Origin of the sequence: Pantoea sp. UBA5035 (genome assembly GCF_002415245.1) — a bacterium.
GTDB classification, from domain to species: domain Bacteria; phylum Pseudomonadota; class Gammaproteobacteria; order Enterobacterales; family Enterobacteriaceae; genus Pantoea; species Pantoea septica.
In genome coordinates this window covers 361,527-385,074 of the sequence record NZ_DICD01000027.1, presented here as the reverse complement: position 1 = coordinate 385,074, position 23,548 = coordinate 361,527, and the positions used below count along the sequence as shown (strand labels likewise).

Sequence of the window (23,548 nt, the reverse complement as noted above, 5' to 3'; positions counted from 1 at the left end):
TTGCGAACAATTATCGTTATTGATTTAGATCGCGTTAGGGGCGAGAAGCGGACAAAGAGTGGCGCGGTTGATGCTGTGTTGAGGCAAAGCCGCTTGCGGGACTGGGCGGTTAAATGTCCGTTAAGGCATAAGGCGGGAAAATAGCGGTTACATGGTGAACGGAAATCTCTCTATGCTGAAACCTGTTGCGCTTGTTGTCTGCCTGCTGCTTTCCAGCTGCGCGGTGCCGCGCCATCATCAGGCGAAAAACCTCAACGCCCCGCCCGAGTGCGCCTCCCACGACAGCGAGATCGACTGCACCTGGAACGACGTGCCCGGTAATCCGCAGGCTCAGGCGGCTGCAGAGGCGCAATAGCGCCTCAGCTACATTTGTTGCGCAGCCGCCAGTCGAGCCACGCATCCAGCTCGCGGTCGGGCAGCGGTTTGGCATAGAAATAGCCCTGCGCCTGGTCGCAGCCATATTCGCACAGCATGCTGGCCACGTCCCCGCACTCGATGCCTTCCGCCAGCACGACATAGTCCAGCTCTTTCAGCATGGTAATAATGTTGCGCGCGATAATGCGCGACGCCGTGTCGGAGGCGAGGCCGCTGATTAATGAACGGTCCAGCTTAATCACGTCCAGCGGCATGCGGCGCAGATAGCTGATATTGCTGTAGCCGGTGCCGAAGTCGTCCAGCGAGATGCCGAATCCGCGCAGCTTAAGCATCTCCAGCCCGCGCATCGCGGCCGGACTCTCAATCAGCCGTTCGGTTTCCAGACACTCCACGCCAAGCAGCGCGTTAGGCAGCCTGACTTTCAGCATTTTATCTTCCAGCGTATCGGCAAACCCCTGCCGGGCGAAATCATGCAGGCTGACGTTAACGGAAACCGGCAGCTGGATGCAGTGATTTCGCAGCCGCGCCAGACGGGCAATAACGCGATCGATTACCCAGGCGTTCAGCTCGGAGAGCAGTTCGGTCTGCTCCGCCAGCGGCACGAATGCCGAGGGCGACAGCTCGCCCAGCAGCGGATGCCGCCAGCGGATCAGCGCCTCAAGACCGACCGGCGCGCCGCTCTGCAGGCAGATCTTGGGCTGGTAGGCCAGATAGAGCCCCTCTTCGTTTTTTAACGCCGAGGCAAGCTCATGCATCAGGTTGAAATCGCGCGTGCGGCGCACATCCTCCGACGCGCTAAAGGTCCGCGTCGCCACTCCGCTGCCGATCGCCTCATGCAGCGCGCTGAGGCCGCGACGCAGTATCTCCTGCGCCGGCGACTCCACGGCCGTGAAGTCCACTCCGCCGGTAAAGGTATTCAGGGTCACCGATAGCCCCTCGCCCAGATCCGCGCTGATGCCCTCCATGCGATTCGCCACCCAGGCCGCACTGAGCGAGCTGCTCGCGCTGGTCAGCAGCGCAAACCGGCCGGTGGCCACGGTGTAGAGCAGATCGCCGGGCCCCAGACGCAGGCGCAGCGGCAGAAGCGTAGCGACGTCTTTAAGCAACCCCTCGACCGGCCCCATTCCCATTGAGCGCGCCAGTTCATAGGCGCGCGGCATGTCGATGCAGTCAATGAGGATCAGCCGCCGCGGCAGCGTATCGTCGCCCGCCGTCAGGTAGTGCAGATCGCGGATCAGCCGCTGACGATTAGGCAGCCCGGTCACCGGATCGGTAAAGCCGGCGGAGTGCCAGGCCTCCAGAAAGGAGATCACCAGCGCGCCGAGCAGCGTCAGCGCAGTCAGCTGCTCAGGACTCAGCAGATGCGGCTCGCCGTCGGTTACGCACAGCGTGCCGAGGATATGGCCGGTGCGACTTTTCAGCGGCACGCCGGCATAAAAGCGAATCCAGGGATCGCCGATAACGAACTTGTGCTTAACGAAGCGGGCATCCTGCCAGGTATCAGAGACCACCATCGGCGCTTCGGAATCAATCACGTAGCGGCAGAGCGAATCCTCCCGTGTCGAGTGCTTGAGCGAAAAATTGCGCGCCGCCCGAATGTACTGAAATTCATCATCGACGATAGAGATAAAACAGCCGGGAATGCCGAGCGCCTGGCTGGCCAGTCGAACAAACTTCTCAAGTACCCCATCGCGACTTTCGTCGGGTTCGCGCAGCGCTTCAAGCGCGCGCAGGCGACTTTCGTCGTCGCCGGAACATGTTTGCATGGTTCCTCCGGCCCGCTCCAGTACTGGAACGAACAGAAAATAATAACGTTTAAAAGCAGACCGGGAAAAACCGACTAAAGTACAAGGCGAATTATCTGATTTTATCTGGTACGAAATCTTAAGCGCATTTCGTCCCTTTGGCACAATAAATTCTTTCGAACAATATCAAATAATCCGAAAAATAAAAAAAATACAAAATGATCGTTTCCTTTTTCCAGATTCACTGCCAAACTGAAGACCTCAATAAGATTGCACGCAATTAAATAGCAAGCTACATAAAAAACAACATTTCGCAGTTCTTTACACAGCAACAACGACACCAGGGAACCCTATATGCACTTCCTCAGAAATTTTACTATTCGTCGGGTTGTACAGGCTATTTTGCTGGCTGCGCTGCTGGTAGTAGCGCTGGCAGGCGCTTACGGTTCTGTTGTTATGCGCGACCTGCATCAGCGCGCCGAAGCGAGAGACGCCGCCAGCGCGCAGCTTGTTTTTCTGACGCGCGCCGGGAATGCGATGGCCTCAGGCTCCGCAGAGGAAAAAGCGGCGCTGCAGGCTGAGGCGCCCGCCGGCGCCGACTGGGCGCGCCTTAGCGTCGCCCTGAACGACACGCCCGCCCGCTTTTCCGCCGCGGCAAACGAGCGGCTTAGCTTTCTGCAGCGTCAGGTTGCATCGGACGAAGCAGCGACCGCCCGCGATCGCCAGCGTCTGGAGATGGCGTTTCTTGTCGCCGCGCTGATGACGCTGGGGCTGCTGGCCTTCTGCGACCGTTTTCTTGTCACCCATCTGGTGAAGCCGCTTGGCGTGATGCGCGAGCATTTCAGAAGCATGGCCGCAGGCGATCTCTCGCGCGAGCCGCAGGATTTTGGCCGCAACTGCGTCGGACAGCTGGTTCCGCTGGTGCGACTGATGCAGCAAAGCCTGCTCACGACGGTGCAGGCGGTACGTGACAATAGCGGCGTGCTGCGTCGGGAAGCGGCGGATATCGCCGCCGGTAATACCGATCTCTCTGACCGCACCACTCGCCAGGCGGCGGCGCTCGAACAGACCGCTGCCAGCATGGAGGAACTGACCGCCACGGTGAAGAATAACGCGCTGAGTGCCCGGGAAGCGCGCGAGCTGGCTGGCGCCACCGCGCAGACCACCCAGCAGGGCGAGGCGCTGGTTCACTCGGTTTCTACGCTGATGCGCGATATCGCTGAAGAAGCGGAGAAAATTCGACAGTTTACCGCCACGGTCAACAGCATCGCTTTTCAGACCAATATTCTGGCGCTCAACGCGGCCGTCGAGGCGGCGCGCGCGGGCGAACAGGGTCGCGGCTTCGCCGTGGTCGCCTCCGAGGTGCGTACTCTCGCCCAGCGTAGCGCCGCGGCAGCCAAAGAGATCGAGGACTTAATCGGCGGCGCGGTAACGCGCGTGCAGGAAGGCGCGGCGGCAGCCGGCCGGGCCGGAGAGACCATGGGCAGCGTCACGCAGCGCGTCTCTGCGGTGAACGATCTTATCGGCCAAATCGCGCTGGCCTCAGAGGAGCAAAGCAAAGGCATTTCTCAGGTCACGCTGGCTATCGCCGATCTGGATCGCGTCACGCAGCAGAACGCTTCGCTGGTTCAGCAGGTCACGGCCTCTGCGGGCAGCCTGAACGGACGCACGGAAACCCTTGCCGCCGTTATCAGCCACTTTAAAACGCCGGTTGACGCGGCGGATGACAAAGGTCGTCACGCGGGATTTAGCAACGTCAATGCGTCTGTCGCGCCGCAGGCGGCTGGCGCCGCTGCCTGACGATGGCGTCAGGAACAGGGGCGGCGCGAAGGCGGATTATCTTTCAGCCAGCGGCGCACCTTTTCCACATCCGGGCCCGCCTCTTTGACGGCCCGGATGAGCCGGTCCTGGGTAATATGCAGCGTCAGCATCCAGAAAGTGATTTGCCACTGTTCGTTAACCTCCACGCAGGAAAGATCGGCAGGGACGCGACGAACGATTGGGTCTCTCATATCAGGGTCCTTATTTCCGGCAATGAAAAAACGCCGGGATAATATTCAGCTTGCGAAGCAACACATCCTGAATGTCTGGCTCAGGATATAAAGCGGATTTATCCCTAAACGATTCTGTCGCGGAATTATGAGAGGGTTCTGAGAGGCGCAGCCTGCCTTAAATCGGGCAGTGTATAACAGAGCGCCTTAAAAACAGATTTGGTGGCCTGAATGAGCCGGTACGCTAATCGAACAATGCGTTTATTTGGCGCGGACGGGCGTGTCGCGTGACAACGCAACCTAAATACAGCAGAAGCGAGCATCTACGATGCTTAACGTCTGTTAATCCTTTATCGATTGTTTTGTGTATGCCAAACAACGCCCTGCTGGAGCAGGGCTGGCGACATAAGAGAGAAAATTATGACGAATAAATCCTTTAAGCCAGGCGTAATTGTCCAGCCTGATGTCCGTTCTCTGCGCATCGCCGCCGGCCTGACGCAGGAGCGTGCCGCAGAACGGTTCGATCTGAGCCTGCGCGGCTGGCAGCTTAAGGAAGCCACATCCAAACCCGGATTGCTCAGCCAGGGAGAATATGAGTTTCTGCTGTTGCTGGCTGGTAAACATCCCCATTTCACTCTTGCGCCGCGCTAGCGCCTCAGCTTATAGATAGTCGCGCCGCTTTTTTATGCGTTTCGTTGCTTATCCAGTTGAAAATAAAAAACAAACCAGTAAGAAAGAGTGTATTTCTCGTTGCTCATGCTTGCAGAATTTTAATTGAAGTCGGCACCATTCATGCCGATAACTTATCGGTTTTACGGCTCTTCAAACTGCTCTGTTAACGTATGTGGAACGAGAAATAAATGTTCAGAAATTTACCTATCAAGAAAAAATTCTTTTTTGCCTTTGGCGCCGTTGTGGTTTTATTGCTGGCTCTGTCCGCAACTTTCTACAACAATTTTTCCAGCATCGTTAATACCAACGACTGGAATATTCATAGCTGGCGCGTCGTTGATAAAAGCCGCGCCCTGACCCAAAGCCTGGTAAATATGGAAACGGGCCTGCGCGGCTATGCGATTAACGGCAAAGAGGAGATGCTCGATCCCTGGAAAGCAGGGAAAGAGGAATTTGTTAAACTTCTTCAGGAAACCAAAGGCTTAACTGCGGATAACCCCGCTCAACAGCAGCGTCTGGATAATTTACTCAGTCAGGAACAAGCCTGGCAGGATAAATTCGTCGCTGAGCTGCTGGCGCACCGCCGCGCGCTGAATGCCGGTTCACTGTCGCAGATGGAGTTCAATGCCGCCTTCGAAGCCAACACCGGCAAGCCGCAGATGGATCAGATGCGCAAAACCATCGATGAGATCGTCAACGGCGAAAAAAGTCTGCTCGGCGAACGGCAGAACTCTGTCGATGCAATTGAAACCCAGACCCGGCTGACGCTGTTTATCGGCGCGCTTTTAGGCTTAGGCATCGCCTCCGCTTTAGGCTATGTTCTTGCCCGCTCGATTACGCTTCCACTTGCAGAGGCGGTAAAAGCGGCTAAGGCGATTGCCGCCGGCGATCTCTCCACCACGCTGGTGGCGCGGTCCAAAGATGAAACCGGTATTCTGATCGCCACCTTTACCGCCATGCAGGAGCAGCTCAAAAAGGTGGTTTTCGATATCCAGACTGCCGCCTCCTCTATCGACAACGCCTCTAAAGAGGTCGCGCTGGGCAACACCGATCTTTCTGCGCGAACAGAGCAGCAGGCCGCCTCGCTGGAAGAGACCTCAGCCAGCATGGAGCAGCTGACCGCCACCGTCCGGCAAAACGCCTCTAACGCGCAAAACGCCAGCAGCCTGGCGTCCGACGCTTCACAGGTCGCGCGGCAGGGCGGCGACGTGGTGGATAAAGTCGTCACTACCATGGCCGCTATTTTCGACAGCTCGAAGAGCGTGGTCGATATTATCGGCACCATTGAAAGCATCGCCTTCCAGACCAATATCCTGGCGCTCAACGCCGCGGTGGAAGCGGCTCGCGCCGGCGAACAGGGTCGCGGTTTCGCCGTGGTAGCCAGCGAAGTGCGCGCCCTCGCCCAGCGCAGCGCGACGGCGGCGAAAGAGATTAAATCGCTGATCGAAGCCTCTAACCATCGCATAGCGGAAGGCACCGACCTGGCGGCGCAGGCGGGTAAAACCATGACCGGCATCGTGACGGCGATCGGCGACGTCTCGACGCTTATGTCGGAAATCTACACTGCCTCCGGCGAGCAGGTTAACGGCATCGAGCACGTCGGCATCGCCATCACCCAGATGGATGAGGTGACCCAGCAAAACGCCGCGCTGGTGGAACAGGCCGCCGCCGCCGCCGCGTCGCTGGAAGATCAGGCCGCTCAGCTCAGCCGCTCGACCGCGATCTTTAAACTCGCCTGATAGAACGCTTACCCTTAAAAAAACCTCGCCATGGCGAGGTTTTTTATTATGCGAGGGATTACCAGGGCACGCTCTTCCCGAAGCGATCCAGGAAGGCCAGGCCGGGCTGACCGCGCCGGCTTTCGATGACGCTGACGATATCGGGGATCGTCTCCTCCAGGCTGTAGGCACCCTCCTCTCCGCCTAGCGCGGTGCGGATCCAGCCTGGCGCCAGCAGCAGTAGCGCGCGGTCGGGCGCGAGTCGCGCCTGCCGCGCGGCGTAGCTGCGCATATACTGATTCAGCGCGGCCTTGGTGCCGCGATAAACCTCTCTGCCGCCCTGGTGATTGTTGCCGATACTTCCCTGTCCGGAAGACATCACGCCGATCAGCCCGTCCGTATCCACCCGATCCTGCAGCGCCTCAATCACCCGCAGCGGCGCCAGCGCGTTGGTGATCATCAGATGCGCGAACTCTTCGGTGCTGACCTCTGCGATGGTCTGGTTTTGGTCCTGGTTGGTGGTGCCGGCATTGACGAACAGCGCGCTGAAGCGCTGATGCCGCAGACGATGACGCAGAGCGGCCAGCTGCGCCTCATCCGTGATATCCAGCTGTTCGGTGGTTAGCGCCTGGCCATAGCGCAGCGCCAGGCTCGCCAGCGCCGGCGCGGCCGCGCGCATCGTGGCGGTGACCTGCCAGCCGCGCCGGAGCAGCTCTTCGGCCATAGCCAGTCCGATGCCGCGCGAGGCGCCGATCAGTAAAAAATGGGGCGACGAGGTCTCTTCGTTGTTAAGGGTCATGGCGATCTCCACGGGCAATTCAGGGATCTCCACCCTAATCGGCAGCAGACCATTACACCAGACGCGCTACGTGCAACAATAGTTTGCATCGCACGCAACCAACCCTATCCCTATGCCTGATATCGATCTGAATCTGCTGACCGCGCTGGATGCCCTGCTGACCGAGTGCAGCGTGACCGGCGCGGCGCGGCGGATGGGCCTCAGCGTCTCCGCCATGAGCCGCGCCCTGACCCGCCTGCGGGCGGCAACCGGCGACCCGCTGCTGGTGCAGGCCGGCCGCCAGATGGTGCCGACGCCCTACGCCGCAGAGCTGGCCGGCCGCGTCGCCCATATCGCCCGCAGCGCGCAGGCGATCCTGCAGCCGCCAGCCGATCGGCTAAACCTCGCCAGCATTGAGCGCAGCTTTCTTATTCGCGCCAATGAAAGCTTTGTCGATCTCGCCGCCGCCGCGCTGACGGCGGAGCTGCGGCAAACCGCGCCGCTGATCCGGCTGGTGTTCGTCGCCAAACGTGACAAAGCGCCGCACGCCTTGCGCAGCGGTGAAATTGACCTGGAGATCGGCGTGCTCGGCACGGATGCGCCTGAACTGAAGCTGCGAACGCTTTTCAGCGATCGCTTTGTCGGCATCTGCCGCCGCGATCACCCGCTATTGCAGGCGCCAGGCGTGACGGCGGAACGCTACGCCAGCTATCCACACGTTGTGGTTTCGCGCCACAATAAACAGGGGGGCCCAGTCGATGTCGCGCTCGCCTCGCTGGGTTGGCAGCGCCGCGTCAGCGTGGTGGTTCCCGCCTTTGCCAACGCGCTCCCGCTGGTGCGCGCCTCCGATATGCTCGGTCTGGTGACGCTCTCCTCGCTCAACGTCGTCGCCTCCGGCATGGCGGCAGGCGACGTGGTCCCCTTTGAGCTGCCCGTCGTCACGCCCGCCATTAGCATCGCCGCCATCTGGCATCCCCGACTTCAGGCGGATCCGCTGCACCGCTGGCTGCGGGAGACGCTTATCGCGGTGTGTCGGCGGGAACAGGCGACCTGGCGCTACCGGTAACGCAGCGGCAGGCTGGCGCGCGCGGTGCGGGATCGGGCGAGCGGCCCTCGGCGGCCACCCGATTTACAGGTATAATCAGAAAAATTTTTCAACGGGCTTAGAAATTACGATGACGAAACTTACCTTACAAGAGCAGATGCTCAAAGCTGGTCTGGTCAGCAGCAAGAAAATGGACAAGGTGCAGAGAACCGCCAAAAAATCGCGCGTTCAGGCGCGCGAGGCGCGACAGGCGGTGGAAGAGAATAAAAAGGCGCAGCAGGAGCGCGATAAGCTGCTTAACGAACAGCAAAAACAGGCGGTGTTGTCGCGCGAGTATAAGGCGCAGATCAAGCAGTTGATTGAGATGAACCGCATCGACATTTCACGCGGCAATATTGGCTTTAACTTCACCGACAACAATCTGATCAAAAAAATCGAGGTAGATAAGGCGACCCAGGCGCAGCTGATTAGCGGCCGACTCGCCATTGCGCGCCTGGCAGCGGAGAACGGCGAAAGCGAGTACGCCATTATCCCCGCCAGCGTCGCCGATAAGATCGCGCAGCGCGACGCCAACAGCATCGTATTAAACAGCGCGCTCAGTCAGGAAGAGCAGGATGAAGACGATCCCTACGCCGACTTTAAGGTGCCTGACGATCTGATGTGGTAATGCCCGCCCCAACGCGCGCTGTCGAGGCAAACCTCCGCTGAAACGCGGTTAAAACGGGCTGGCATGGCGCGCGGCTATCCGCTCTCCGCTCACCGGATGGGTAAAATACAGCTCGCTGGCGTGCAGCATCAGCCGCGGCGCGCGGTCGGCTCCCGGCAGCAGACGCCCGCCATAAAGATCGCAGCCCAAAATAGCATGCCCCATCAGCTGGCAGTGAATGCGCAGCTGATGGGTGCGCCCGGTCTCTGGCGTCAGCGCGACGCGCGTTAACGGCAGCGCCACACCGCCTTCCCCCGCCTGATAAAAGCGCTCAACGACACGATAGCGAGATCGCGCGGGCTTGCCGCTTGCGGCGCAAATCGCCATCAGCGGGAAGCGCGCCGGATCTTTGGCGATCGCCGCCTCGATTATCCCCTCATCCTCCGGCACATGTCCGCACAGCAGCGCGCTGTAGCCCTTGCTCACTGTGCGCTGGCTGAACTGCTGGCAGAGCGCGGCGTTAACGGCTTTGTTGCGCGCAATCACCATGAGCCCTGAGGTGCCGAAATCAAGCCGATGCACCAGGGTGCAGCCGGGAAAACGCGCCGCCAGCCGGTAGTGCACCGAATCGAGGTTAAGCGGATTTTTCCCCGAGAGGCTGAGCAGCCCGGCGGGTTTGTTGATCAGCACCAGATGGTCATCCTGATAGAGCGTTTCTATCTGTTCCAGACACGGCGGGGCGATAAAGGTATCGACAATAGCTGACATCAGGCGGTCCGTTGAGAGATGAGCGCGGATAGTAGCGAATTTTGCCCGCGCTGGCGACGCTGGCGCGCCTGAAAGCGCGGCTCGCGATCGACGGCCCGTCCTCTGACGGGCGGCCGGGACGTCGATCGTCAGAGGACGGGCAGTGGTGGACTCAGAGCTTCTGCGCCTGCGCCTGCGCCTGCGCTGCTGTCTCGCGCTTAATCCGGCTGGCGCAGAAAATCGCCACCAGCGAAATAGCGACGGTAACCATCAAATAGCAGGCAACCGGCGTCCAGTCGCCGTCATATTTCGCCAGCAGCCCGGTGGCGATAAGCGGCGCCGTACCGCCTGCCAGCGCTGCGCCCAGCTGATAGCCCAGCGTAATGCCGGTATAGCGCACGTTAGCGCTGAAAATTTCAGAACAAATCGTGCCGAGCACGGCGGTAATCGGCGCCCAGAGAATGCCAAAGGCGATCAGCGTGGCCAGAACGATGCCCCATGTCTCGCCGGTATCGAGCAGCCAAAACCAGGGCAGAATAAACAGGCCCAGCGCGAAAACGCCGATCGCATACATTCGCTGGCGGCCAATCTTGTCGGAGAGCAGCCCCATCAGGGGGATCATGATGGTGGCAACCAGCGCCGCCAGCGTGACCGCTTCCAGCGCCTGCGATTTTTGATAGCTAAGCGTGGTAGTGGCGTAGCTGACGACAAAGGTAGAGAAAATATAAAACGGCGCGGTTTCCACCACTTTCAACCCGGCCGCGATCAAGACTTCGCGCCAGTGGTGCGTCAGGGTGTCGCGCAGCGGCGTTTTAGCCAGCTGCCCTGCCTGTTTAACCTTTTTAAACTCTGGCGTTTCATCGATACCCTTACGTATCCATAATCCCAGCAGCACCAGCACGGCGCTCAGCAGAAACGGAATGCGCCAGCCCCAGGAGAGAAACGCCTCATCGCTCAGCAGCGTCATCAGCGACACGGTAAAGGTCGCCATCAGCATGCCGATGGTCACGCCCGCCTGCGGAATACTGCCGAAAAAGCCTTTGCGCTTTTCTGGCGCATATTCATAGGCGAGCAGCAGCGCGCCGCCCCACTCGCCGCCGATGCCGATACCCTGGATCACGCGCATCAGGATCAGCAGCGCGGGCGCCCAGAGGCCGATCATTTCATAGGTAGGCAACAGCCCGATAAGCACCGTTGCGCCGCCCATCAGCGACAGGGTCAGCACCAGCGTTTTCTTGCGTCCAATACGGTCGCCGATTTGGGCGAAAATAACGCCGCCGATGGGTCGAATAAAAAAGGTCAGCGAGAAAGAGAGATAGGCGAGTATCAGGCCGATAACCGGGTCGACCATTGGAAAAAAGACTTTGTTAAACACCAGCGCGGCGGCGGTGCCATAGAGAAAATAGTCGAACCATTCGATGGCGCTACCCGTCAGACTTGCAATGAGCACCCGCTTATTCTTTCGTAACACCGCCATGCTGCTTTCTTGTTGCGTCATAACCTTAACCTCGTCGGATGGATGATCGCGCAGGTGTAACCCGACTCAGCTCAGGCGCAACCTGCATGTTAAAAAGGTTGTTAATATGTAAAGGAACTTATGTTATAGCGTTACCCCTGACAAGGCTGCGTCACCGACAACTGGTCAGATCTCGCTGAATTTATCAACAGATATGGCTTATTAAACGGCAGGTTGCGGAGAAAAATAGGGTTAACGGCGGTTTCGCCGGTGGGAGTCAGAGGTGCAACCCGGGGGTTTCTGGATGTTTCTGGTTATTTCAGTTTAATGACGAAAAGCTCTTTACGGCGACAATGCCGTCGCGCTGTCTTTTCAGCGGCGTTCGCCTTAAGGTGTCATGAGTAGTCGCTCATAAACAGGAATAGACGATGCGTGATTTGCCCCCTACCGCGACGCTGCGCGCGTTTGAAGTCGCGACGCGCCACACCACCTTTACCTCGGCCGCCGCAGAGCTGTGCGTAACGCAAAGCGCGGTCAGCCACCAGCTGAAGCACCTGGAAGCAGTTTGGGGCGTGCAGCTCTTTCAGCGCGGTAAAACGCTGAGCCTGACGCCCGCAGGCGCCGCCCTCGCGCCCCTGGTGCGCGAGTTTTTCAGCAAGCTGGATACCACGCTTGCCGATCTGCGCGAGCAAAAGGGGCGCGTGCGACTGCGCGTCAGCACCACCTACTCATTCGCCCTGAAGTGGCTGCTGCCGCGCCTGCCCGATTTAGCGCGCCTGCACCCGGAGATTCTGGTAACGCTGGAAAGCACCGACAGCGCCATTAACTTCGCCAGCACCGATTCAGACGTGGCCATTCGCTTCGGTCAGGGAGATTACCCGGCGCTGCACACGGAGTTTATGTTCCGCGAGCAGCTCTTTCCGGTCGCCAGTCCGGCGCTGCTACAGCGCTTCGGCGTTCCGGAAGAGCCAGCCGAGCTGCTGCGCTACCCGCTGCTAACGCGCGACGGCGCCGATCTGGTGCCGAAATGGGACGTCTGGTTCAGACTGAATGACATCCCGATCGATGTGCTGCACGAGAGCGTGCGCTTCGCCGACACCAATATGACAATTGAGGCCGCGCTGCTGGGCCAGGGCATCGCGCTGGCGCGCAGCGGACACGTTGAAAAAGAGCTGGCGGAAGGCTCGCTGGTGCGGCTGTTCGCTATCCCTTTCCCCTCGCCCGCCGCCTATTACTTCGTCTGCCCGAAAGGAATTGAAGCCGAGCCGCATATCGTGATCTTTCGCCGCTGGCTGCTGGCGCAATCCCGCGAGGCGCAACGTAGCTATGCCTGAGGTATGAGTCAATGTTCATACTGCAATGACGAGACTTCGCTTTTCATTCGGGCATGGGCTGATAGCATCACCCCATGCCCAGCTATCTTATTTTACTGACCTTATTTGCTGCCCTGCTGCATGCGGGCTGGAACGCCCTGTTGCGCGGCGGCGACGATCGGCTCTGGTCGATGAGCATCATGTGCGTGGCCATCGCCGCGGTTTGCGTGCTTATCGCGCCCTTCATGCCGATGCCGGCGCGCGCCAGCTGGCCTTGGGCGCTGCTATCGGCGCTGCTGCATGTCGGCTACAACCTCTGTCTGGTGCGCAGCTACCGCAGCGGCGATCTGGGGCAGAGCTACCCGATTGCGCGCGGCTCGTCGCCGCTGATGGTGACTTGCGCGGCGGCCATCTTCGCCGGGGAGAAGATCGAGCTGCGCACGCTGGCCGGCATCGCGCTGATTTCCGGCGGCATCCTGCTGCTGGCAATCAGCGGCGGCAAAGGGCGGATGCCCAATCTGCGCTATCCGCTGGCGACCGGCGCGTTTATTGCCGCCTATAGCGTGGTGGACGGTATCGGCGTGCGCCTCTCCGGCAGCGCGCTCTCCTATACGCTGTGGATGAGCGCCTGCTGGGGCGCGCTGATGCCGGCACTCTATATCGCGCTGCGCGATGCGAAAAGCCTGCTGCGCTGGCGTCCGGGCCTGCCGGTCGCGGCGGCGGGCGGGCTGGTGTCGCTGCTGGCCTACGGCATTATTATTGAGGCCATGGCCTCTGCGCCGATGGGTGCGGTTTCCGCGCTGCGTGAGACCAGCGTGCTGTTTGCCGCCGTGCTGGGCTATCTGTTCCTTGGCGAAACCTTAACGATCGGGAAAATGCTGGCGTGCGCGGTGATTGCCGCGGGCACCTTTATGATGAATTAATCCAGTCAGGAGAGCTTACCATGTCAGATCGCTTTACCACTGCGCTGCTGGGTCCGGGCGCGATTGGCACCACCATCGCCGCCGCGCTGCATGAAGCGGGCCGCACGCCGCGTTTGTGCGGGCGCACCGCGCATCCGCAGCTTATCCTGCGTCACGATCAGGGCGAAATCAGGGTGCCCGGCCCCGTCATGACCGATCCGGCCGCTATCGAGCGCCCGGTCGATCTGCTCTTCGTGGCGGTGAAAACCACCCAGGTCGCCGACTGCGCCGACTGGCTGGCGAGACTGTGCGACAAAAACAGCGTGGTATGCGCGCTGCAAAACGGCGTGGAGCAGCAGACGCAGCTGGAACCCTGGGTAAATGGCGCCGCCGTGCTGCCTGCGGTGGTCTGGTTTCCGGCGCAGCGCGAGCCGGATGCCTCGGTCTGGTTGCGCGCCGCGCCGCGCCTGACGCTACCGGATCGGCCGGAGGCTCGGCGGGTGGTGGAGGCGCTGAGCGGCACGCGCTGCGCGGTGGCGCTCACAGCGGACTTTGTCTCGATCGCCTGGCGCAAGCTGCTGCAGAACGCAGTAGCGGGTCTGATGGTGCTGGCTAACCGTCGCGCCGGCATGTTTGCGCGCGCCGATATCACCGCGCTGGCGCTGGACTACCTGCGCGAGTGCCTGAGCGTCGCGCGGGCGCAGGGCGCGGTCCTGAGCGATAAAGTGCCGCAGGAGATCCTTGATGTGTTTCAGCAGGCGCCAGCGGATTTAGGCACCTCGATACTTGCCGACCGGCAGGCGAATCGCCCGCTGGAGTGGGAGATCCGCAACGGCGTGATACAGCGTTACGGCCGCGCGCACGGTATCGCGACGCCCATCAGCGATGTGCTGGTGCCCCTGCTGGCGGCGGGCAGCGAGGGGCCGGGTTAAGCAGAAACCCACAGCCCGCGCGAGCGGGCCTGTGGCTTACCGCCGGTGAATGCCATTCGCGGGCGGCGGGCCCATATGCTGAGCAGCGCTACCTGGCGCGGGCGGCGGGCCCATATGTTGAAAAGCGCTGTCTGGCGCGGGCGGCGGCCCCATATGGTGCGAAGCGCTGGGCGCGCTGCGATGATGTTTATCAGAGGCGGGTGCATAGTGGCGATGCCCGCCTCCGTCAGCCATTACGCAGCCCGACACTGCGGTACATCCCAGCATTATTGTCAGACCCGCGATCAATTGCTTAAACATTCTATTCCCTCTGATTTTTGATCAAGACCGATATTTTACTGCTCGCCCCGCCTGAGAGAGCTGGCGATAATATTACAGAGCCAATACGAATAATAAATAAACGCATTAAATAAACAATATTCCGTTTGATAACTATTTAGGCCTGGGTTTGATTTTGATTTAGATCAACACCAGTAGCTATCGCCACATAATTATTTAGCGAAATAAAATTATTAGATTAATCTGTAAGGAGTATGTGTTATGCATTTCCCTGGTGTCAGCCATTATGGCTATCCCGCTTCAACCTACCGGTCGCCAACGACTCACGAAGCGGGATTTTTTTTACCCTTAAGGACCTGCCAACCTTACAGGCTTTTTAGCGCTCGTGCCTTAAGGGATTCGCGTCTGCAGTAGCGCATTTTTCGCCCATAGCAAGCTTCACAAAAGGCAGATCAAACAGCGCAGCGTTATCGCTGGTAAATATCACGGTGCCGTAACGCGACTCCCCTCCTTTATAAGGCGAAAGCAGCTCCAGCTGAATACCGTTGCTCATCAGCTGATGTCCCTGACTGTCGAACAGAAACAGGCACATCTTATTATTTTTGCCTGGCGTAAACGCCTCTTTCCCATTGTTATTGATCGTTACTTTGTAGGAGACCTGATACTGCGCTTTGTCCGTCACGCTGTTCCAGACGCTGCCCTGCGCATCCTTCGAAGCGAAAACGGTAATATCAGGCGTACTTTGCGATGCGATGACGCTGCCGGTGACGAGCATAGCGGCAGAGAGAAGCATCGCTTTAGCGGTTTTAGACACGTAATTACCTCCGGTTTTCAGAAAAAATCAGCCGCTGAGAGGCGCTGGCGCTCGCCTGTCCCTGCAGGATGATAAAGAGACATTCAGGCCGCCATGCCTGAACTGCGCGCCACGGCAGGCATCGGGATGGCGATTAATCAGTGCTGAACCTCGACCTGGCTCCAGCCTCGTTTATACATACAGTCTTTAACTAAAATCTCTCTTTGATAAAGATTCGAATCGCTTACGGTATAGCTAACGTCAGATTCGTCATGTTTTTTATCATGGGATACCGACTTGCCGCTCACGACGTTATCCGGCGGCAGGTCGCGCAGCGCCTGGGCCTCGCAGGCGGTTTCAACCACCGTCTCATCGCGGTCGCTTGCCCCCTGCTTTACCCATTTATATTCAGCGCAGCTTGTCAGAAAGAGAGGCAATATTAGCAAAATCATTTTTTTCATTACTACTTTCAACCTGATTCAATATAAAACCTGAGCCTGCTGCCGCAAAACGCAACGTTATTCGCTGACGTTTGGAAGGACTCTCTTGCGAGAGGGTTTAAGGCGCGGCGCTGTAAAGTCGCGTCGGCATTATTCTTCTACGATCTCTTTTACATCATGCTTCTGTAGCTGGTGCATATTACCGCTGGCATCTTCATAAGAGATCATACCTGTTTCTTTATCAATGACGGGCTTACCTTTTGCATTAATCATATGTCCGTCATTCGTGGAAATAATATAGCGTCCCGCACAGGCTGAAAGCGTTGACGCTGCCGCCAGCAACATTAACGTTACCGCTGCCTTTTTAATAAGCATGACTTGCTCCTTTTGTTAATCAGAATCAAAAAGTGTTAATTTCGCCTGCAATCCTGGCGCGTAAAAATTAAACCCGCCTTAAACAGCATGCGCTGATATTTTCAGACCTGACTAAAAGCTGACTTTTATCAATAAAAAGGTTCGCATGAGAGAATATCGCCCGCCTGATGTGTAAAGCATTAATACGCCATTAATGAATTAACATATCCGGCGCACGGTTTTGCCTCAGGCGCTGGCGCGCGAAATCAGCCGCCACGCCATCATCACCCGTTCCGTGGGCGCCTGCGGATCGGCTATTTTCTTCAGCAGCAGGTCAAAGGCCGTGCGGCCAATCTCGCGCGACGGCTGAGCGACGGTGGTGAGCGCCGGCGAAACGATTTCAGCGAGTTCGGTGCCGTCAAAACCGGCCACGGCGATATCCTGCGGAATGCGCAGACCCGCGGACTCGATGGCGGACATCGCCCCGGCCGCCAGCGTATCTGATACGGCAAACACCGCATCGGGCCGGGAGTCGCGCCTCAGCAGCGCCTGCATTGCCTGTTTGCCGGCGCTAAAGCTCAGATCGCTGGCGTAGCCGATCGCCTGCCAGCTCAAACCACGGCTCTCCAGCTCCTGCTGATAGCCCTGCTGGCGCAGCTGGGCATATTTGTAGCTGAGATCGTGGTTAATCAGGGCGATATGACGACGGCCGCCGTCGGCCAGATGGGCGACCAGCTGGCGCGCCGCGTCGGTATCGTTGATCCCTACGCAGGAGATATCGCCGGCGTCAGCATACTCCGCACACTGCACCCAGGGCATATCGCCGATAAGCTGCGTCAGCTCCGGCAGCCGGGTGAAGGCGTCCATGGTAATCACGCCCTCCACCATTTTCCCCGCCAGCAGCTGCAGGCTGGAGCGTGAGCGATTAATATCGGCGCCGGAGTTGCACAGCAAAATACGATAGCCGTTCTGCTCTGCCTGCGCTTCTATCCCCTTGACGATTTCCGCGCAAAACGGGTTAGAAATATCGGAAACCAGCACCAGCACCATTGAGCTGCGCGCGGTGCGAAGCTGCCGAGCCAGCAGATTAGGTTGATAGTTGCTGGCTTCTATCGCCTTTAGCACCTTATCCCGGTTGATTTCCTTGACGCTGTCGCTGTTGTTAATGACGCGAGAGACCGTGGCAACGGAGACGCCGGCCAGCTTCGCGATTTTTTGAATGGACATGGTGGGATGACTTCCTGGGTCAGTTTCTGGTCTGCTGGCTATCATAATCCCCCGCGAGACAAGACGTTAGTCCAAATCGGCCGCTGTCGCGCAGCGGCAAGGCGCGTCTACCCACGCCGGTGAACCAGGCGCAACCCCACTGCCGCTGCTGCCGGTCAGGCCAGTATCACTCAGGTAGCCCAAGCGCGGCGCGCACGCTGGCGCTGCTCTGCCGGGCGGCGAAGTCGTCAAAGGCATGCTCCGCCACCGGAATAATGTGGCGGCGAATAAACTCTGCGCCCTCGCGCGCGCCGGTCTCCGCCTCTTTCAGGCAGCACTCCCACTCCAGCACCGCCCAGCCATCATAGTTGTACTGCGCCAGCCGGCTGAAAATGCCCTTGAAGTCGATCTGGCCATCGCCCGGCGAACGAAAGCGTCCGGCGCGGTCGATCCATCTCTGATAGCCGCCGTAGACGCCGCTGCGGCCGTTCGGCACAAACTCGGCATCTTTAACGTGAAAGGCTTTGATGCGCGCGTGATAGATGTCAATAAACTGCAGGTAATCGATATGCTGAAGGTGCAGATGGCTGGGATCAAAGAGAATATTGCAGCGCGGATGGTGATCAACCCTCTCCAGGAAGCGCTCAAAGGTCACGCCATCATGCAGATCTTCGCCGGGATGCAGCTCATAGCAGAGGTCGATGCCGTGGCGATCGTAGATGTCGAGCAGCGGCTGCCAGCGGCGCACCAGCTCGGCGAACGCCTCTTCGAACAGCTGCGGATTGTGTGGCGGCCAGGGATAGATATAGGGCCAGGCAAGCGAACCGGAAAAGGTCGCATGGGCGCGCAGCCCGAGGTTTTGCGAAGCGGCTGCCGCCAGCGTTACCTGCTCTGTCGCCCAGGCGGTGCGCGCCTCGCGCCTGCCGCGCACGCTTGCCGGCGCGAAGTTGTCGAAGGCGGCGTCGTGCGCCGGATGCACCGCGACCAGCTGTCCTTCCAGATGCGTTGAGAGTTCGCTGATGCATAGCCCCTTCTCCTGCAGCAATCCACGCACCTCGTCGCAGTAGGTCTGGCTGCTGGCGGCCCGCGGCAGATCGAATATCCCAGGATGGTTGCAGGGGATCTGCAGGGCTTTATAGCCAAGCGACGCCGCCCACTGCGCCAGCCCCTCCAGCGAATTAAACGGCGCCTGCTGCCCGATAAACTGCGAAAGAAAAATGCCCGGACCTTTCAACGTTTTCAAAAACTACCTCCCGTAAAACCGCTTAGTCGCGATACTTGAACGTGAACAGAAACAGCACGGCGATCGCCGCGGCGGCAATCGCCGGGATCCACCAGAACAGCGCCCAGCTGGCGGCGGAAACCTGGCCGGCTACCAGATGGTTATAGAGCGCGCCGGAGATTTGCGACCCCAGCAGCATGCCGATGCCGTAGGTAAACATCACGATCATGCTCTGCGCCTGACCCTTTACTTTCTCGCCCGCGATGCGATCGGTATAGATGAAGCCGACCACAAAGAAAAAGTCGTAACAGACGCCGTGCAGCAAGATGCCCAGCCAGATCAGGGCGCGCCCCTCTTCACCCATGCCCATGGCGAACAGCGCATAGCGCACAAACCAGGCGGCCATGCCCACTAGCAGCATGATTTTCACGCCAAGGCGACGAAACAGCAGCGGGATTACCAGCATAAAAAAGATTTCCGACATCTGACCAAACGACATCAGGGTACTGACGTTTTTCACCCCGGCGTCGGCCAGCCAGGAGGCGGTAAAGGCGTAATAGGTGCCAAGCGGAACAGAGATCAGGGTGGCACAGAGCGAAAAGATAAAAAAGTGGCGAATTTTCAACAGCGCGAAGGCGTCGGCGCAGAAGAGATCGCGCAGGTGGAAAGGCGCGCCTTTCGCCGGCGCAGGCGTGTGCGGCAGCGTCAGGCTGTAGATCGCCAGCGCGACCGAGCTAATGGCCGCCAGCGTAAAGATGGCGACGCTGGAGGCGATGCCGACAACGCCGATAAAAATCCCCGCCACGATCCAGCCGATAGTGCCGAATACCCGCACTACCGGGAAACTTTTCTCGCTACTCGCCAGGCTGTGAAAGGCGATATTGTTGGTAAGCGCCAGCGTAGGCATGTAGCACAGGGTGTAGCCGAACAGTAAGGCGATCAGCAGACCGCCGTTTTCTGCCACCACCGCCTGCGGCACAAACCAAAGGATCACCGCGCCGGCCAGATGCATCACCGCCAGCACCTTCTGCGACGGAAAGAAGCGATCCACCAGCATGCCCAGCACAAAGGGCGACAGTATCGACGCAATCGGCCCGGCGGAGAAGGCATCGCCAATCAGCAGCGACATATTGTGCTGCGTCATCACCAGCCCGAGCGTTACCGACCAGCTGCCCCAAATAAAGAACTGCAAAAACATCATCAGCGACAGCCGCGGCACCAGCATGCGCTGCGCCGCTACGGCGTGATCATTACTTTGCGTATAAGAAACCATAGCAGCCTCGCAGAGAAAAGTAATCGATTACAATTAATGTCTGCTAGCAAAGTAATCGATTACAAAGCATCTTTCTCTACTGTTGATCACATTTTGCGCAACGCGCTGGCAACAAACTGCACTATCGATATGGCGGTTTTGTGATCCACATTGTAGTACAAATATAATTTATCGTACTACAATGCCGCCATACTGATAGCTGCTTACGTCTGCGTTGTACTTCAAACATGAGGCAAAACTGAGCGCTCGGGGTAAAGTAGAAGCAAACAGGCAGGTACAAGGAGCTTCTATGACCCTCAACAAAACCGACCGCATCGTGATTACGCTGGGCCAGCAGATCGTCAGCGGCAAATATCTGCCCGGCGCGCCGCTGCCGGCCGAGACGGAGCTGTGCGACGAGTTCGCCACCTCACGCAATATCATCCGCGAGGTGTTCCGTTCGCTGACGGCGAAGCGGCTTATTGAAATAAAGCGTTACTACGGCGCCTTCGTCACGCCGCGCAATCAGTGGAACTACCTCGACTCGGACGTACTGCAGTGGGTGCTGCAAAACGACGACGATCCGCGCCTGATCGCGGCCATGAGCGAAGTGCGCAATCTGGTGGAGCCAGCCATTGCCCGCTGGGCGGCGGAGCGCGCGACGTCGCAGGATCTGGCGCAGATTGAAGCGGCGCTCAACGACATGATCGCCAACAACCAGGACCGGGACGCCTTTAACGAAGCGGACATTCGCTATCACGAAGCGGTGCTGCGCGCGGTACACAACCCGGTGCTGGAACAGCTTAGCGTGGCGATAAGCTCCCTCCAGCGCGCCGTCTTCGAGCGCACCTGGCAGGGCGACGAGGCCAATATGCCGAAAACGCTAAGCGAACATAAAGCGCTGTTCGACGCCATACGGTTGCAGAACGGCGATGCGGCAGAGCAGGCGGCGTACACCATGATCGCCAGCTCGACACACAGGTTAAAGGACATCACATGAGATCTCGCTATATCGCCGTTGACTGGGGCTCCACCAATTTGCGCGCCTGGCTTTTCGACAACGAACGCTGTCAGGAAAGCAGAGAGTCAGAAGCGGGCGTTACCCGGCTGAACGGAAAGCGCCCGCAGGCGGTATTAGACGAGGTCACGCAGGGATGGCGCGACGGCGCGACGCCGGTAGTGATGGCCGGCATGGTAGGCAGCAACGTGGGCTGGAAAAGCGTGCCCTATCTGCCGCTGCCCGCCCGCTTATCAGCGATCGGCGAGCAGCTGACGCCGGTCGACCACAACGTCTGGATCGTGCCCGGTTTGTGCGTCAGCCATGAGGATCACCATAACGTGATGCGCGGCGAAGAAACGCAGCTGCTCGGCGCGCACGCGCTGGCGCCCTCGCCTCTTTACGTGATGCCGGGCACGCACTGCAAATGGGTGCAGGTCGACAACGAACGTATCTGCGACTTTCACACCGTGATGACCGGCGAACTTCACGCTCTGCTGCTGCGCCACTCGCTCATTGGCGCCGGTTTGCCTGAGCAGCAGCCGTCGCAAACAGCGTTTGACGCCGGGCTGGCGCGCGGAATTGCGACGCCGGCGCTGCTGGCGCAGATCTTCGAGATCCGCGCCGCGCATATCCTCGGCAGCCTGGCCCCTGAAGAGGTCAGCGAATTTTTATCCGGTCTGCTGATTGGTGCGGAGGTCGCCACGATGCGCGAACGCTTTGGCCATCAGCCGATCGCCCTCGTCGGCGGAGAATCGCTGACCCGCCGTTATCACCAGGCGCTGGCCGCCGTTGGCCAGCAGGCCAGCGTAATAGCCGGCGATACCGCCTTTCAGGCAGGCATAAGGAGCATCGTTAATGCAATGGCAAACTGAACTTCCCCTGATCGCGATTCTGCGCGGGGTCACGCCCGACGAGGCCGTGGCGCATGTCGGCGCGGTTATCGACGCCGGTTTCGATGCGGTGGAAATTCCGCTCAATTCGCCGCAGTGGGAGCTCAGCATCCCGCTGATCCTCGAGGCTTACGGCGACAGGGCGTTGATAGGCGCCGGAACGGTGTTGAAAATCGAACAGGTGGACAGGCTGGCGGAGATGGGCAGTAGGCTTATCGTGACGCCGAATATTCAGCCGGCGCTGATCCGCCACGCCGTGAGCCTCGGCATGATCGTCTGTCCCGGCTGCGCGACGGCCAGCGAAGCCTTTAACGCGCTGGAGGCCGGCGCGCAGGCGTTAAAAATATTCCCCTCCTCCGCGTTCGGCCCGGGCTACATCAAGGCGCTAAAAGCGGTGCTGCCCGACGACGTGCCGGTGCTGGCCGTGGGCGGCGTTACGCCAGAAAACCTGGCGCAGTGGCTTGAGGCGGGCTGCGCAGGCGCCGGGCTCGGCAGCGATCTCTATCGCGCCGGTCAGCCCGTGGAGCGAACCGCGCAGCAGGCGGCCGCATTTGTTCAGGCATACAGAGAGGCAGTGAAATGAAAATAACCCGGCTCACCACATACCGTTTACCCCCGCGCTGGATGTTTCTTAAAATCGAAACCGACGAAGGCGTTGTCGGCTGGGGAGAACCCGTTATCGAGGGACGCGCGCGCACCGTCGAAGCCGCCGTACATGAACTCGGCGACTACCTGATTGGTCAGGATCCGGCGCGCATCAACGATCTGTGGCAGGTGATGTACCGCGCCGGTTTTTACCGCGGCGGCCCGATCATGATGAGCGCCATCGCCGGCATCGATCAGGCGCTGTGGGATATCAAAGGCAAGGTGCTGGGCGCCCCGGTATGGCAACTGATGGGCGGCCTGGTGCGGGATAAAATCAAAGCCTATAGCTGGGTGGGCGGCGATCGACCGGCGGACGTAATCGCCGGCATCCATACGTTACGCGAAATCGGCTTCGACACCTTCAAGCTCAACGGCTGCGAAGAGCTGGGCATTATCGACGACTCGCGTAAAGTCGACGCCGCGGTGAATACCGTCGCGCAAATTCGCGATGCGTTCGGCGATAAGATTGAGTTCGGCCTCGACTTTCACGGCCGCGTGAGCGCGCCGATGGCGAAGGTGTTGATCAAAGAGCTTGAGCCCTACCGCCCGCTGTTTATCGAGGAGCCGGTTCTGGCGGAGCAGGCGGAATATTACCCGAGGCTGGCGGCGCAAACCGCTATTCCTATCGCGGCGGGCGAACGCATGTTCTCACGTTTTGAGTTCAAACGCGTGCTCGAGGCGGGCGGACTGGCGATTCTGCAGCCCGATCTCTCCCATGCCGGCGGCATCACCGAGTGCGTTAAAATCGCCGCCATGGCGGAAGCCTACGACGTCGCCTTCGCGCCGCACTGCCCGCTCGGCCCGATCGCCCTCGCCGCCTGTCTGCACGTCGATTTCGTCTCGCGCAACGCGGTTTTCCAGGAGCAGAGCATGGGGATTCATTACAACCAGGGCGCGGAGCTGCTCGACTTTGTGAAAAACAAAGCGGACTTCAGCATGGAAGGCGGCTTCTTTAAACCCTTAATGAAACCGGGACTCGGCGTGGAAATTGACGAGGAGCAGGTGATCGAACGCAGCAAAAACGCGCCAGACTGGCGTAATCCGCTGTGGCGCCATGCGGACGGCTCCGTCGCGGAGTGGTAAACCGCATTATTTAGCCCGGCTCCGCTCGCCGCGGATTATCTGACAATACATAAATAGAAAACAC

At 59.3% G+C, this 23,548-nt stretch carries 24 protein-coding genes; 13 read left to right on the top strand and 11 right to left on the bottom strand.

Translation table 11 applies throughout. The annotated features are described in order from the left end of the window. The first annotated feature begins 172 nt into the window (after positions 1-172). On the top strand, positions 173-355 hold the full coding sequence (locus tag B3229_RS18635; RefSeq protein WP_286873245.1) for a hypothetical protein: 183 nt from the start codon (positions 173-175) through the stop codon (positions 353-355). Between the two features lie 4 nt (positions 356-359). Here B3229_RS18635 and B3229_RS18630 read toward each other — a convergent pair whose 3' ends face one another. Beyond that, positions 360-2,141 carry an EAL domain-containing protein gene (locus tag B3229_RS18630; protein WP_048786336.1) on the bottom strand — a complete coding sequence of 594 codons (1,782 nt, stop codon included), beginning with the start codon at positions 2,139-2,141 and terminating at the stop codon, positions 360-362. 333 nt (positions 2,142-2,474) lie between these two features. On the opposite strand from B3229_RS18630, the gene B3229_RS18625 reads away from it, so the two are divergent. Beyond that, complete coding sequence (locus B3229_RS18625; protein ID WP_286873242.1) at positions 2,475-3,920, top strand: methyl-accepting chemotaxis protein; 1,446 nt, start codon at positions 2,475-2,477, stop codon at positions 3,918-3,920. 8 nt (positions 3,921-3,928) lie between these two features. Here the strand turns inward: B3229_RS18625 and B3229_RS18620 are convergent, their stop codons facing one another. Continuing rightward, positions 3,929-4,132, bottom strand: a complete 204-nt coding sequence (locus tag B3229_RS18620; protein WP_033747050.1) for a DUF3606 domain-containing protein — start codon at positions 4,130-4,132, stop codon at positions 3,929-3,931. A gap of 399 nt (positions 4,133-4,531) precedes the next feature. On the opposite strand from B3229_RS18620, the gene B3229_RS18615 reads away from it, so the two are divergent. Next, complete coding sequence (locus B3229_RS18615; protein ID WP_048786334.1) at positions 4,532-4,762, top strand: hypothetical protein; 231 nt, start codon at positions 4,532-4,534, stop codon at positions 4,760-4,762. A 209-nt stretch (positions 4,763-4,971) separates the two neighbouring features. Further along, entirely contained in the window at positions 4,972-6,522 is a 1,551-nt protein-coding gene (locus B3229_RS18610; protein ID WP_286873238.1) for a methyl-accepting chemotaxis protein, read from the top strand. A 58-nt stretch (positions 6,523-6,580) separates the two neighbouring features. Here the strand turns inward: B3229_RS18610 and B3229_RS18605 are convergent, their stop codons facing one another. Further along, a complete protein-coding gene (locus B3229_RS18605) occupies positions 6,581-7,300 on the bottom strand; it encodes an SDR family NAD(P)-dependent oxidoreductase (protein ID WP_286873235.1) in 720 nt (239 codons plus the stop codon). Between the two features lie 112 nt (positions 7,301-7,412). On the opposite strand from B3229_RS18605, the gene B3229_RS18600 reads away from it, so the two are divergent. Next, the gene (locus tag B3229_RS18600; RefSeq protein WP_286873233.1) at positions 7,413-8,345 is read left to right on the top strand and encodes a LysR family transcriptional regulator; all 933 of its coding nucleotides are present in this window, start codon (positions 7,413-7,415) and stop codon (positions 8,343-8,345) included. A gap of 109 nt (positions 8,346-8,454) precedes the next feature. Further along, positions 8,455-8,991 (top strand): DUF2058 domain-containing protein, encoded by a 537-nt coding sequence (locus tag B3229_RS18595; protein ID WP_033747040.1) that lies wholly within the window; start codon positions 8,455-8,457, stop codon positions 8,989-8,991. A 48-nt stretch (positions 8,992-9,039) separates the two neighbouring features. Here the strand turns inward: B3229_RS18595 and B3229_RS18590 are convergent, their stop codons facing one another. Together B3229_RS18590 and B3229_RS18585 are read right to left on the bottom strand one after the other, a co-directional pair. Continuing rightward, complete coding sequence (locus B3229_RS18590) at positions 9,040-9,738, bottom strand: RluA family pseudouridine synthase (RefSeq protein WP_286873231.1); 699 nt, start codon at positions 9,736-9,738, stop codon at positions 9,040-9,042. Between the two features lie 151 nt (positions 9,739-9,889). Continuing rightward, positions 9,890-11,215 carry an MFS transporter gene (locus B3229_RS18585; protein WP_286873229.1) on the bottom strand — a complete coding sequence of 442 codons (1,326 nt, stop codon included), beginning with the start codon at positions 11,213-11,215 and terminating at the stop codon, positions 9,890-9,892. Between the two features lie 386 nt (positions 11,216-11,601). Here B3229_RS18585 and gcvA point away from each other — a divergent pair, with 386 nt between their 5' ends. The 3 genes from gcvA to B3229_RS18570 all read left to right on the top strand — a co-directional run bounded on the left by gcvA (position 11,602) and on the right by B3229_RS18570 (position 14,320). Beyond that, entirely contained in the window at positions 11,602-12,507 is a 906-nt protein-coding gene (gene gcvA / locus B3229_RS18580) for a transcriptional regulator GcvA (protein ID WP_048786317.1), read from the top strand. A gap of 74 nt (positions 12,508-12,581) precedes the next feature. Then, positions 12,582-13,409 carry an EamA family transporter gene (locus B3229_RS18575; protein WP_286873226.1) on the top strand — a complete coding sequence of 276 codons (828 nt, stop codon included), beginning with the start codon at positions 12,582-12,584 and terminating at the stop codon, positions 13,407-13,409. Between the two features lie 20 nt (positions 13,410-13,429). Further along, positions 13,430-14,320 (top strand): oxidoreductase, encoded by an 891-nt coding sequence (locus B3229_RS18570; RefSeq protein ID WP_286873223.1) that lies wholly within the window; start codon positions 13,430-13,432, stop codon positions 14,318-14,320. A 655-nt stretch (positions 14,321-14,975) separates the two neighbouring features. Here B3229_RS18570 and B3229_RS18565 read toward each other — a convergent pair. The 6 genes from B3229_RS18565 to B3229_RS18540 all read right to left on the bottom strand — a co-directional run bounded on the left by B3229_RS18565 (position 14,976) and on the right by B3229_RS18540 (position 19,887). Further along, the gene (locus B3229_RS18565) at positions 14,976-15,413 is read right to left on the bottom strand and encodes a DUF4354 family protein (RefSeq protein WP_239670434.1); all 438 of its coding nucleotides are present in this window, start codon (positions 15,411-15,413) and stop codon (positions 14,976-14,978) included. A gap of 137 nt (positions 15,414-15,550) precedes the next feature. Continuing rightward, positions 15,551-15,853 (bottom strand): hypothetical protein, encoded by a 303-nt coding sequence (locus B3229_RS18560; RefSeq protein WP_048786310.1) that lies wholly within the window; start codon positions 15,851-15,853, stop codon positions 15,551-15,553. A 129-nt stretch (positions 15,854-15,982) separates the two neighbouring features. Continuing rightward, on the bottom strand, positions 15,983-16,207 hold the full coding sequence (locus tag B3229_RS18555; RefSeq protein ID WP_082170610.1) for a YgdI/YgdR family lipoprotein: 225 nt from the start codon (positions 16,205-16,207) through the stop codon (positions 15,983-15,985). 225 nt (positions 16,208-16,432) lie between these two features. Beyond that, positions 16,433-17,413, bottom strand: coding sequence for a LacI family DNA-binding transcriptional regulator (locus B3229_RS18550; RefSeq protein ID WP_048786308.1), 981 nt, complete (start codon positions 17,411-17,413; stop codon positions 16,433-16,435). A 166-nt stretch (positions 17,414-17,579) separates the two neighbouring features. Next, a complete protein-coding gene (locus B3229_RS18545) occupies positions 17,580-18,635 on the bottom strand; it encodes a sugar phosphate isomerase/epimerase family protein (protein ID WP_286873217.1) in 1,056 nt (351 codons plus the stop codon). 22 nt (positions 18,636-18,657) lie between these two features. Continuing rightward, complete coding sequence (locus tag B3229_RS18540) at positions 18,658-19,887, bottom strand: MFS transporter (protein WP_286873216.1); 1,230 nt, start codon at positions 19,885-19,887, stop codon at positions 18,658-18,660. Positions 19,888-20,176: 289 nt separating this feature from the next. Here B3229_RS18540 and dgoR point away from each other — a divergent pair, with 289 nt between their 5' ends. Genes dgoR through dgoD form a run of 4 tightly spaced genes read left to right on the top strand, consistent with a single transcriptional unit; the run spans position 20,177 to position 23,484 of the window. Then, positions 20,177-20,866 carry a D-galactonate utilization transcriptional regulator DgoR gene (dgoR, locus tag B3229_RS18535; RefSeq protein WP_286873213.1) on the top strand — a complete coding sequence of 230 codons (690 nt, stop codon included), beginning with the start codon at positions 20,177-20,179 and terminating at the stop codon, positions 20,864-20,866. Beyond that, positions 20,863-21,738, top strand: a complete 876-nt coding sequence (locus B3229_RS18530; protein WP_048786301.1) for a 2-dehydro-3-deoxygalactonokinase — start codon at positions 20,863-20,865, stop codon at positions 21,736-21,738. Before dgoR ends, B3229_RS18530 begins: the two co-directional genes overlap by 4 nt. Then, positions 21,722-22,339: a 2-dehydro-3-deoxy-6-phosphogalactonate aldolase gene (locus tag B3229_RS18525; protein ID WP_286873210.1), complete on the top strand. Its 618-nt coding sequence runs from the start codon at positions 21,722-21,724 to the stop codon at positions 22,337-22,339. Before B3229_RS18530 ends, B3229_RS18525 begins: the two co-directional genes overlap by 17 nt. Further along, positions 22,336-23,484: a galactonate dehydratase gene (gene dgoD / locus B3229_RS18520; protein ID WP_033747013.1), complete on the top strand. Its 1,149-nt coding sequence runs from the start codon at positions 22,336-22,338 to the stop codon at positions 23,482-23,484. The genes B3229_RS18525 and dgoD overlap by 4 nt, the downstream gene beginning before the upstream one ends. The last annotated feature ends 64 nt before the right edge of the window (positions 23,485-23,548 follow it).